The organism is Ruminococcus sp. Marseille-P6503 (genome assembly GCF_900604945.1).
Lineage (GTDB): Bacteria > Bacillota > Clostridia > Oscillospirales > Ruminococcaceae > FB2012.
On record NZ_UWPB01000002.1, the window covers coordinates 600,224 to 612,182 of the forward strand.

9 protein-coding genes are annotated in these 11,959 nt (G+C 40.8%); all 9 read left to right on the top strand.

The annotated features are described in order from the left end of the window. Window positions 1–294: 294 nt before the first annotated feature. The 9 genes from EIH25_RS08915 to EIH25_RS08950 all read left to right on the top strand — a co-directional run bounded on the left by EIH25_RS08915 (window position 295) and on the right by EIH25_RS08950 (window position 11,949). Window positions 295–6,882 carry an RHS repeat-associated core domain-containing protein gene (locus EIH25_RS08915; protein ID WP_124100728.1) on the top strand — a complete coding sequence of 2,196 codons (6,588 nt, stop codon included), beginning with the start codon at window positions 295–297 and terminating at the stop codon, window positions 6,880–6,882. A gap of 8 nt (window positions 6,883–6,890) precedes the next feature. After that, window positions 6,891–7,301, top strand: coding sequence for a hypothetical protein (locus tag EIH25_RS08920; protein WP_124100729.1), 411 nt, complete (start codon window positions 6,891–6,893; stop codon window positions 7,299–7,301). A 637-nt stretch (window positions 7,302–7,938) separates the two neighbouring features. Beyond that, on the top strand, window positions 7,939–8,466 hold the full coding sequence (locus EIH25_RS08925) for a sigma factor-like helix-turn-helix DNA-binding protein (RefSeq protein WP_124100730.1): 528 nt from the start codon (window positions 7,939–7,941) through the stop codon (window positions 8,464–8,466). Window positions 8,467–8,990: 524 nt separating this feature from the next. Continuing rightward, window positions 8,991–9,206 carry a hypothetical protein gene (locus tag EIH25_RS08930; RefSeq protein ID WP_124099477.1) on the top strand — a complete coding sequence of 72 codons (216 nt, stop codon included), beginning with the start codon at window positions 8,991–8,993 and terminating at the stop codon, window positions 9,204–9,206. Next, complete coding sequence (locus tag EIH25_RS08935; RefSeq protein WP_124100731.1) at window positions 9,196–9,543, top strand: type II toxin-antitoxin system PemK/MazF family toxin; 348 nt, start codon at window positions 9,196–9,198, stop codon at window positions 9,541–9,543. Before EIH25_RS08930 ends, EIH25_RS08935 begins: the two co-directional genes overlap by 11 nt. Continuing rightward, window positions 9,536–9,697: a hypothetical protein gene (locus tag EIH25_RS12450; protein WP_164489205.1), complete on the top strand. Its 162-nt coding sequence runs from the start codon at window positions 9,536–9,538 to the stop codon at window positions 9,695–9,697. Before EIH25_RS08935 ends, EIH25_RS12450 begins: the two co-directional genes overlap by 8 nt. A 71-nt stretch (window positions 9,698–9,768) precedes the next feature. Then, window positions 9,769–11,310, top strand: coding sequence for a recombinase family protein (locus tag EIH25_RS08940; RefSeq protein ID WP_124100732.1), 1,542 nt, complete (start codon window positions 9,769–9,771; stop codon window positions 11,308–11,310). A 55-nt stretch (window positions 11,311–11,365) separates the two neighbouring features. Continuing rightward, a complete protein-coding gene (locus tag EIH25_RS08945; RefSeq protein ID WP_279254435.1) occupies window positions 11,366–11,641 on the top strand; it encodes a type II toxin-antitoxin system Phd/YefM family antitoxin in 276 nt (91 codons plus the stop codon). Then, window positions 11,641–11,949 (top strand): type II toxin-antitoxin system RelE/ParE family toxin, encoded by a 309-nt coding sequence (locus tag EIH25_RS08950; RefSeq protein WP_124100733.1) that lies wholly within the window; start codon window positions 11,641–11,643, stop codon window positions 11,947–11,949. The genes EIH25_RS08945 and EIH25_RS08950 overlap by 1 nt, the downstream gene beginning before the upstream one ends. Window positions 11,950–11,959 lie beyond the last annotated feature (10 nt).

Below are 11,959 nucleotides of genomic sequence, written 5' to 3' on the forward strand. Positions count from 1 at the left end.
AAAAATCAAAAATCCGTTCTTTTTTAGAACGGATTTACGCTTATGCCTACACTTGGCATGGTATTATTGTTATGACGTATTATTTGAATAAACCTTATTTATATAATATTAGTTAATTTGTACAAATATAAGTGCAATCGGTTAGATATTTATACAAACTTGCAGAAAATTGTAAAAATATATTGCGTTTTGTTAAATTACAATATATAATAATGTTATATCATTAAATAATAGGTATTATTTACTTTTTATTATTCAAATGATAAATTATTGACATTATAGGAGGACGAAAACTTGAAAAAATTTTTTCAACGGGCGCTTTCGGGCGTTCTGTCCGTGATGTTTGTCGGGCAAGTGCTTATTTACGGCGACGGCAGCTCGCAAGGAATCGCTCATGCTGAAACGATTGCGGACATCAAGGAATCCCTTGAGCTTTCAGGAAACGCAGACAAACTAAAACAGGAGTATGAAAACGCGGTTGACGGTCTTGGAGAAGTTGACTACTTTGATTACTCTGAATCCGGTGCAAACGCTTTTTACAAGGCTCAGAGAAATGCAGCGGCAAACGCTGCGAGCGGTCTGACCATAACCGGAAATGTGGTAACGGAGGGCAACTTGAATACGCCTGTTTATGTGCGAATTTTCAACGGCGACTGGGCGGAAATAGCCTCTAAGAAGGTTGCGGATTTCGGCGGCGGAAGCTTCAGCATAACCGCAGGCGGCTCTGATGTGTATCATGTCAAGTTTGAATGCGACGGATATCTGCCGTTTTACCTTAAGGATTTCGGAACAGGCTCATATACCGTAGGTTCAGGCGATTCATGGGATACCGTAACTCTTGTTCCCGGCGATACTACATACAACGCGGACAACGATAATCAGTGGAGCGACGACGTTATAAATTCATCTGATTCAGCATACGTCCAAAGCTGTCTTGGAGCAACGAAGGGCGACAGCAATTTCAATCCCAGTATGGACGCAGACGGCGATAACGTAATCAGTCAGGCTGATCTGGACGCTTTCTGCGCTTTCTATGAAAACCTTGCCGACGATGAATATTACACGCTTTCTCAGTATATTCAGAGTCTTGACATAAATCTTGACGGAGTAATCAACGATACCGACTACAAGCTTTTAGAGGAATCGGGCGCGTCCGAATCGGAACTGGCGGATTTTAAAAGCGAACTGGATACGGCAAGAACCGTAAATTCATGGGTATATATTTACAACCATGAAATGACGGGCGATGTAATAGTTAATAAGGAAGATTACGAACAAGGTCTTGCAAAAATAAATACATACGCTCAGAAACGCGGACGTTCTGTCAATTACTTTGAATACATGGACAAGGATAACAACGGAACAATTGAAGGCTCCGACGTTTCATGGTTTTCCGCAGCTTATTCGGCTTCAGGAGATTTAGACTGGGATCACGCTTTCAAAAGAAATCTGAAGGTACTTGCAGGCGGTGAATTTCCCTACAGCTTTAATCTTCACGACACAAATCTTGACCTCAACGGTCAGACTGTTTACGTGGCGGACTGTATGTCCTTTACAACGGATATGCCGCAGTTCTGGTCTGGCAACGGCGCAACTCTCGACATCAACGGCGGTAAGCTTTTAATAGAAAACAATCTTGTGTTCAGAACGGCGTCTCCTGACGGCTGGGGCGGAAATACAGGACAGCTGATGAATTTAAACGGAGGTCAGGTTGTAATCGGACAGCATTTTGATTTTGGTCAGGCTAACTGCTATGACACGATTCTCATGACAAACGACGCTGACAGACTCTATGTTGGCGGAAACTGGACATATATCACGCTTCAGGATATGGAGGGCAAATGGACGGCAGGACAGATTAGATTCGCAGGACCGGTCTGGGAAGTCAACGAGCTTTCGGGAGATAAGGCAATCTACTCTTCAGGTACACAGTCCATAATCTTCGGATATGAAGGCGGTAAGCAGACAATTCTCTGGGACAACCCGGAAACATATATAAACAACGAGGACGGCAGCTACAATACGGAACGCCGTTTAAATTTTGACTACGAATTCGGAATCCTTGTAACAAAGGAATTTACGGAAGAAAACTTCTGGTTCAGACCGTGGTGGCGTCCTTATGACCTGCCAGACTATACCCTCTACCGCAAAGGCTGGGAAATCGGCGACGGAGTTCATATTGCAACGGGCAACTACACAAAATCCTTTACCGATTTAAGCATTGCCTCTCCCGGTGTTAAATCCGATTTTGTCAGAACCTACAACTCCATGAGCGATGAAGAGGGCAGCTTCGGTATAGGTTGGGACTTCAATATCGATGTGAGCAAAATTGTCATTCCTGCGCAGGGTTATTATCAGGTTGTGCTCCCCGACGGCTCAAACACCACTTTCAAAGACGACGGCAACGGCGGATTTGAGTGTCTTAACGCTCACAGCACAATGACAAAATCCGGCGATGAATATACTGTTACAAACGCGGCTCAGTCCCAGTATCACTTCAATGCAGACGGAGAGCTTGACTGGGTCAAGGACACTAACGGCAATAAGCTTACAATTTCCGCAATGAATAACAATCAGAGAATTGTAACCGATTCCACAGGCAGAACATATAAGATTACCTATAACGGAAACAGCGAACATAGCCGTATAACAAAGCTTGAAGATACCTCCGGTAACAGAACAGTGACTTATGCCTACAACAGCGATTTCCAGCTTGTATCCGCTACAAGCGTATCCGGCGGAACTGAAAAATACGAGTATGACGGAAACGGCAGGCTCTGCAAGATCACAAACTGCTATGACGAGGTTACAGACACGATTGTTTACAACGATAACGGCTCAGTTAATTATCTCATAAATTCCGCAGGACTCAAGCAGGAATACACCTATGACAAGGCTTTCAAGCAGACAGGTCTCAAGGAATATGACGGCGATAAGCTCGTTAAAACCTTCACCTATGAGTACGATGAAAAGTACGCAGTCAAGACCAATACGGTGGAAACCGACGGTCAGACATACGAGGTTGACAAAATCACCTACAACATGATCGACGATGAAAACAAGTACGATGAAATTAAGGAAAGCGTCGATATCATGGGCAATACCACTAAGTATGAGCGTGATGATAACGGAAATGTAATCAAGACCACAAATCCCGACGGCACATTCACTTTAGCAAGATACAACGATAAAAATATGCCGCTGGTTCAGGTTGACGAGAGCAACAACGTTGTAATTAACGAGTACGATGAAACAGGAGTCAACGTTGTAAAAAGCTATCAGAGTCTTTCGCCTGTTTCAAATGCGGCTGCAATTGCAGCAAGCGGTTATGATCTGTCGCAGGTGAGCTATGCTGATTATGCAATGACAGTTTACACCTATTATCCGGCAAGCGAAACGGCTTCGATTGCAGGTCTGGTACGCACAATTACCGATCCTGAAGGGAACGTGACCGAGTACACATACGGAACTTCCGGCAATGCAAAGGGACTGCCGATAAAGAAAGTTATTAAGGACGGAAATACTGTTGTAAACTCGGTTGAGTATGAATACAACAATCAGCTTCAGGTATCAAAAGAAAAAACAAGCGTTGATATTTCCAAGAATATTTACGCTGTAAAGGAATATGAATACGATAAATTCAACAATGTAACAAAGGTAAGCGATTTCGGTACGGGAAATACGGCTGCAATTACGATTTCGGAATATGATAAACTCAGCAGAAAGACTGCCGAGTACAGCCCTAATTATTCTGCCGATAAGAGTCATGGAGCTCTTACCTCATACTATCCAAGCGGCAGCGTTAAAACCCAGACCGACGCGCTTGGAAATGTAACGTCCTTTAAATATGACGCATACGGAAATGTTATCGAAAAGACAAATCCCGACGGTACGATAAATATTGTTGAATACGACGGTTTACAGCGTGAAAAAGCGACATATTTTAAATGGAAAGCAGTCGCCGAAAAACAGATTCTGACTTCAACGGCTTATGAATTTGTAAAGAATCACGGCTTTAACGTTTACACTGCTCTTGACAGTTCGTCATCGAAATCATGCAGCGGACTTAAAACAATCAAGACTACCTGCATAACTGCTGAAAAGCAGGTTGTAACGGAAACTCTTGCAGATTTCAGAGGCAATGCGGTAACGGAAAAGACCAACGGCGAAACCAAGCGTACAAGCGCGTATTACGCCAACGGACAGCTTGCAAGGGTTACCGACGCACTTGGAAACACCACAAAATATGAGTACGGCAAGCTTAACAAGCTGACGAAAACTTACGCTCCGTTTGATACTGAAAACGGCGCTGTAAGATACTCCGTTACAGAAAATCAGTATGACAAAAACGGCAATGTAATCAAGACAATTCAGACTGTTGATACAGGCAAAAACAGCGTTACTCAAAATCAGTACAACGCAATGGGACTGCTTGAAAAGGTAACCCTCAGCGACGGTACTGCAAACGGCGAAAAGAATATTTCAAAATATTTCTACAACAACGCAGGCGTTCAAGTTAAGATGTACACAGGTATGTCCTCCGAAAACGATACCTCATATCTGACCACAGAATATGAGTATGATAACTGGCTGAGACCTGTCAAAACAACCGACAGCACAGGCTACAATTCAGGTAAGATCACATATGACCTGAACGGCAACGTACTCACAAGCGCAGACGCTAACGGCAATATAACAACCAACACCTATGACGCTCTCAATCGTGTGCTTACTTCAAATACGGTAAATTCAAAGGATTCTTCCAAGAATGTCAGCAAGTCGTATGAATATGACAATATGGGAAGAATTAAGAAAGCGGTAAGCAATGATCTGACCACAGTATATTCTTATGACGATCTCGGCAGAAAAACCGAGGAAATAGAATACAAGAACGGTTATTCAACGTTTAAAGGCTTTTTCTATGAAGGCGTTTCACAGTATATGAGGCAGCAGATTGTAGGAATCAACAATCTTCTGATGTATTCGTATACAAGCTATGAATACGACGATGAAATGAGGCTTATCAAGGTAAAAGAAACAGGTGAAGAAACGGTTTCATATACCTACGATAAGAACGGCAACAAAAAGTCTGAAACCCTTGCAAACGGCGTAGTTTCGACCTATACCTACAACAAGGCGAACAGAATTACAAAGATTGAAAACAAATCCGGCAATACTGACATATCAAGCTACGAATATTCCTATTATTTAGACGGTTCTGACGCTTGCAAAGTACGCAGTGAAAGTGGTATAATAGAAACAACGTCATATGAGTATGACGGTCTGAAAAGACTGACGGAGGAAGCTGTTAAGGTTGGAAGCAATACGACAGATACCTATTCATACGAATATGACGATTACGGCAATCGTTCCAAGATGACGGCAGAAGGTACCGAGGACTATGTAACCGAGTACAGCTATGTTGATTCCAACGGCAAGTACACTGCGCTGCTTCAGAAGGAAGTAAAGACCGCAGAAGCTGACGAAAATCTTATTAACTTAAATCCGGCTTCAAATGTAAAGCGGACGGTTTACACATATGACGCTAACGGAAATCAGATCACAAAGACTGCCGAGGGCAAAACTGAAACCAACACATATGACGGTCTGAATCAGCTGATTGGATTTACCGACGGTGAAACGACTGCAAGCTACAAGTACAATGCAAGCGGTTTACGTTACGAAAAGACTGTTGACGGTCAGACGATAAATCATGTCTGGGACGGTAATCAGCAGATTGTTGCAGACGTTATCGACAACCAATTCTATGAGGCAGATTGTTACATCAGAGGAACAAACCTTGTTGCGAAGTATAACTACTGGAACGGCAATAAGTCTGAGTACACCTACTATACGCAGAATGCGCATGGGGATGTTGTAAATCTTACGGATTCAACTGGTGCGGTAACTAAGAAGTATACATATGACGCTTTTGGCGTTGAAAAGAATATTGATGATTCCGATACAAATGCGTTCCGTTACTGCGGTGAATATTACGATACCGAAACGGGTACGGTTTACCTTAGGGCGAGGTATTACAATCCGAGTACAGGTAGGTTTATCAGCAGGGATTCATATGCAGGTAAATTAGAAGATCCGCTTAGCCTTAACCTTTATACTTATTGTGCTAATAATCCGATTTACTATAGCGATCCGACGGGACATATAGCAGGTGTGGATGACGCAATTATAGCAGGTGCATTTATAGCAGCTAGTATTGTAAGTTTGGCAGCAACAACATTGAGTCAACCAGCAGTTCAAGAAGGTTTGTCTACAACGATAAATAAAGCATCTTATTTTGTAGAAGATGCTGTTGAGAATACTACTTCTTTACTTGCATCTGCTCTTACAACGATAGGATGCGGAATAGCAGAGTTAACCGGAATATCGTCAGCGCCTGTGTTGTCAGCTCCAACAGGTTTGATGTCAGAATTCAGTACAACTATTGATTCGGAGGCCAATCCTTATCTTGCCCCGTGGTTGTATGCTTCTATGGGTTCGCAGTCGATTGCTAAAGATGATGCGGATGCTGCTGAAAAGGATATTACATTTCCTAAGGTTCCAAATATTCCAAAAACATATTATCATTATACAAATGAAGAAAATGCAATGGAAATTTTGAAGTCAGGAAAAATATTACCTGATGAAAAAGGACGCGTTTATTTAACACCCTACTTATACGCCCCTGATGAAGTAAACAATGCATTGTTTATGGGAAGTAAAAGTGATGATTATGGTGAATACAGAATAGCGGTTACAATTTACCCAGGTGCAGAGTATAATTTGAGTTATATAAACCCAACTCAACCAAACGAAATTATTTATTATGGAACCATTAGAAATGGAAGAAACGCTAATTTAACAGTTATGAAAAATGAATAGGTGATGTAATGAAAAAATTTGAATTATCTAATTATTATGATTTATTAAACTTACATAAAGCATTAATGGAAGCTAAATTTCATGATAATCCTGATAACAAATATATAGCTGGTAGCCCTATAATAGCGAAAATAATAAATGAAATAGTGGATATTTTAGCTGAGATAGATCCACATGCAAATAAGAGCGATTGGGAATCGTGGAGAAAATTAGAAAATCACATGATTTCTGAACATAAGTTTAAATACGAAAAAAGTATTTGGGATAAAATATTAGATCGAGTATCTGAAGATGATTTATGGTCTAAATATACAAGAGAAGAAAAAATTATAGCTACTAAAAATTATTTTAGCCCCTTTATTTTAAGTAAATTGGAAATTGAAAATTTTATAAACGATGTTGATATGAACGAAAAATAAATTGCTATGTCTGTGGCACAAAACTTGTTGCTAAGTATAACTACTGGAGCGTCAATAAGTCTGAGTAGAATACGAATTACGTTTATTAAACAAATTTGAGAGTAAAACAAACTTAATTGTTTGTTTTACTCTTATTTTTTTTGACACACCCCCCTTGTCACCATGAAACGGGAAAGCTAATAAGAAAAAGGAATATATATAAATACAAGGAGAAAGAAGTATATAGTAATTTAAAACGGAACGTGTAAAAGCGTTCCGCTTTTTTTGTCTGCGAATTTATTAATTATTTTACTCTGCTTAATAACAATAAATAAGAGTTAATATCCAAACTGCGCGGAAACGTATTTCTAAAAGGCTATATTAATGTCAGATGAATTATTTATACCATTTAAGCACATATTTCGGCATTAATATAAAAATATAGACAGCTTAGTGGTATAATTAAATATTAGCAAAAACAACCAACAAAACCAAAGAGTAAACAAGCTTTTAAGGCGTGTTTAGCTCAAACTCTGTTGTGCTTTAAAGGCAGAACGGAGTTTTTTTATGCTCATTTTTAAGTGGCAGTGCTTTGTCGCCGGATATCCTTAAGCCTTCGTTTGATTCGAAACAAGAAAATCAATACGGAGGAATTGAAATGAAAAGGACGGAATTTAAAAAAATTGATATGAAGCTTGTTAAAGAGATCATCAGTAAAAAAGGGTTTTACTATTTTTCACTGGACAGGGTTTATGAAAGATTTTGCGGTGCAAACTACATAATCGTTACCGACGATCCACATTTTAAAGAGCGGCATCCGAGGTTTGCCAAAGAAATTATTATGACTCCGGCACAGTTTGAGCTGTACGCCGCAGAGTACAATGACCGAATCGCATATGACGACAGAGAACGAAAAAGAATACTTAAAAAAGAAGAAAGAGTTTTGAATGAAGCCGAGCTTACAGCTGATGACACTGTGGAAAACCAGGTTATGCGTAAGCTTCAGAACGAGCGGATATATTCAGCTGTGAAAAACCTGACCGATAAGCAGAAAAAACGCGTCATTCGCTATTTTTACTATGGTTTGACCGAACGTAAAATAGCAGAGATCGAGAATGTATCCTACAAACAAATACGGAAGTCAATAGAGCAGGCGAAAAAGAAAATAAAAAAATTTCTAAAATAGGGGTCTCAAAACGCTCCTCCCATTCCCTTAATAAGTAGAGGGGCAAAAAAGCCTCCTACGGAACCTTGAAAACAGAATAGCAGTACCGGAAATACTTTAATCCTGCGGGCGGTATAAAATCTCGTCAGCCAGGGAAGCCATACGCTTGCGGTAAATATGAAGCTTCAAAATCCGAAACAGCTTTTCGGAACGGCGATGAAACGCAGGAGGATAATGATACTTCCGTCCAGTCACAGCGCCCCTTGACCGGGGAATCAAGCAATGAGGGCGGCTCTGTGAGAACCACAGAGGGATGAGATTTCCATGAGACCGATAAGCTGTCGATCGTTTCCGGTATTGGATAAATTTCGCGATAAATCGTCTGATGCAACGAATCAGACGAAGGCAAAACGATAAAAGCTTGTCCGCGCCGTAATCATGTTTATTTCATAAAGGAAAGCGGATATAAAGGACGGCGCGGATATAGCTTAAACGCGGGAAATTCCCGCGCTTAAGCTATATAAACGACAGAAAGAGCTGATTAAATGAGTAATGTTTCTAAGGATAAAAGACGCAGAGAGGAATACGGCTGGCAGCCTATGGCCGGCGACGGATCAGGTATTTCGCTGAACGTTCCCTGCGTCAGATTACCGGATGATCATAAATGCAAGGGCTGCGTATGGTACAGCAGGGATACCGACGTTCTGTACTGTCCGTTTGCCAGATGCATAAAGAAAGGAAATGATAAAAATGCTGATTAAGCGGGGAGATATATTTTATGCGGATCTGAGTCCCATCATAGGTTCAGAGCAGGACGGAATACGTCCCGTTCTGGTTATACAGAACGATACGGGAAATAAATACAGTCCTACCGTTATAACGGTACCCATATCCTCCAAAAAGAAAAACAGCCTTCCGGTCCATGTTCCTCTTTCGGGAACGGAAGTACTGCCGAAGGAATCAATGATCCTGACGGAGCAGATAAGGACGTTAGACCGCAGACGGCTGAAAAAATACTTGGGTTCTCTGGATAATGAGATAATGGATAAGGTCAATGAAGCGCTGAAAATAAGCATGGGGGTTGAAGATAATGAATAAATACGGTCAGGCGGAGTACGCCGCGGAAATTCTGAAACAGATAACTGAAAAAATGCTCTCGGCAGGTATTATTACAGACGAGCAGAAAAAACGTCTCGATAAGCTTAATACTGAAGATTGCTATAGTCGTTACTGCACAGTATTGGCGGCTTGAATTTGTCAGGTTTGATGATACCATTTTGAAAAAATTTGTAGTATCCTTATGAGTAAAACGGAGGTGATATAATGCCAACAGTAACGGTAATACAGCCAACATTGACAGAAGAAAAAACAGCAAAAATACGCTGCGCCGCCTATTGCAGAGTAAGTTCTGACAGCGAGGATCAGCTTAATTCCTTTATGGCGCAGACAAGGTACTACAGTCAGCTTTTTGAGGATTCAAAAGCGGAAGAGCTCATCGACATATATGCCGACGAAGGGATAACGGGAACACGCGAGGACAAGCGCGGCGAGTTTCAGAGGATGATGAAGGACTGCCGCAGAGGTAAGATAGACAGGATCTATACGAAATCTATCAGCAGATTTGCCCGTAATACAAAAGACTGTCTGAAAAATGTAAGAGAACTGAAATCCCTTGGAATAACGATATTTTTTGAAAAAGAAAATATCGATACCGCAAAGATGACCGATGAAATGATGATAACCATTATGGGCGGTCTTGCGCAGGAGGAATCGACTTCGATCTCGCAGAACTTACGTTGGGGAATAAAAAAGCGAATGGAAAACGGCACAATAAAAATGTGTACTCCGCTTTTCGGGTACGACCTTGTAAACGGAGAGTTAGCTTTAAATTCCCAAGAAGCCGAAATAGTCCGGCAGGTATTTGATTGCTATCTGAACGGCAGCGGCACTGCAAAAATAGCTAAAACGCTAAACAGTTTAAACGTCCAAAGGAAAGGCAAACCATGTCATTGGACTGCGGGTACAGTTAAACTAATGCTGACTAATGAAAAATATATCGGAGATCAGCTATTTCAGAAGAAGTATACAACGGATACGCTTCCGTTCAGACAAATGCTGAACAAAGGCGAACGTGAGCAATACTATTATTCACAAAGACATGAACCTATAATTTCAAGAGAAGATTTTGATAAGGTTCAGAAAATTTTAAACGAGCATAAAAAATCATTTAAAGGAATAAAAGACAGCCGGATATTTTCAAAAAAGCTTTACTGCGGAGAATGCGGTTCAACATTCAAGTTTAAATGCGGCAATAATAAAAATTATTGGGTGTGCAGGCTGCATGATACAGAGTCCGACAGATGTTCAAATAAGCAGATTTCAGAGGTAAACGTAATATCAGCATTTATACGTCTATACAACAAGCTATATTTCAATTACAAAGAGATACTTCTCCCTTTACATACCGCTCTTCAGAATCTTAAGCTCAGAAAGTTCAGCGGTCAGGCTCAGGTAATGGAAGTCCGCAAGGAGATCGCAAAGCTTCGGGAGCAGTCTCATGTTCTCGCGCGGCTGAAAACAAAGGGATTTCTGGACGAGGCAAAATACATTGAGCAGATCGCAGGACTTACAGTTAAAATCAATAAACTGCAAACGGAGCTGAAAAAGCTTACACGTTCCGACGATGAGGATGAAACGCTTGATCAGATTGAAATGCTGATCGACTTTTTTGAAAAGCAAGATGATCCTATAACTAAGTTTGAAGAATCGGAATTTGAAAGCATTGTTGATAAGATTGTTGTCATAAATCAGCATGAGCTGGAATTTCACTTGATCGGTGGATTGAAGTTTAAAGAAAAAATATAGACCGCATTGACAATTTAGCGTAATTGTGATAAAATATATTCAGGAGGCGATGATTATGGATATGAATATGATCAGACCTGTTTCGGATTTAAGAAACAATTTTGCCGATATTTCAAAGACCGTTCACGAAACCGCACAGCCTGTTTTCCTTACCAAAAACGGTTACGGCGATATGGTAGTTATGAGTATGGAAGCGTTTGAGAAAATGCATTTTGAAAGCGACGTATATTTCAAGCTTACCGAAGCTGAGCGTGAAGCTGCGGAAACCGGCGAACGCTTTTCGTCAAAAGATGTTTTAAGTGCAATGAAAGCGGCGGCGAGAGAAGAATAATGTATACAATTGAATATTTGCCGATAGCCAAAAGTGATATGGTTGACATTGCAAAATATATCGGCGTAAAGCTTGAAAATCCCGAAGCCGCTGAAAGACTGGCTGAGAAAATGATTGAAGCTGCTGAAAAGCTGACGGATATGCCGTATAAGTGTTCGGTGTATATTCCTGTAAAACCGCTGAGGCATGAATACCGCAAGCTCATAGTTCAGAATTATATCATGTTTTATTGGGTCGACGAGGATAAAAAACGCATAACAATAGCAAGGGTTGTTTACTCCGGAAGAGATTATGAAAACCTATTATAACGAAATGCCT

Coding starts and splice junctions, on each gene's coding strand:
- EIH25_RS08920 (WP_124100729.1), top strand. CDS start 6,891: ATGAAAAAATTTGAATTATCTAATTATTATGATTTATTAAACTTACAT.
- EIH25_RS08930 (WP_124099477.1), top strand. CDS start 8,991: ATGAGTAATGTTTCTAAGGATAAAAGACGCAGAGAGGAATACGGCTGG.
- EIH25_RS08950 (WP_124100733.1), top strand. CDS start 11,641: ATGTATACAATTGAATATTTGCCGATAGCCAAAAGTGATATGGTTGAC.
- EIH25_RS08925 (WP_124100730.1), top strand. CDS start 7,939: ATGAAAAGGACGGAATTTAAAAAAATTGATATGAAGCTTGTTAAAGAG.
- EIH25_RS08945 (WP_279254435.1), top strand. CDS start 11,366: ATGGATATGAATATGATCAGACCTGTTTCGGATTTAAGAAACAATTTT.
- EIH25_RS08940 (WP_124100732.1), top strand. CDS start 9,769: ATGCCAACAGTAACGGTAATACAGCCAACATTGACAGAAGAAAAAACA.
- EIH25_RS12450 (WP_164489205.1), top strand. CDS start 9,536: ATGAATAAATACGGTCAGGCGGAGTACGCCGCGGAAATTCTGAAACAG.
- EIH25_RS08935 (WP_124100731.1), top strand. CDS start 9,196: ATGCTGATTAAGCGGGGAGATATATTTTATGCGGATCTGAGTCCCATC.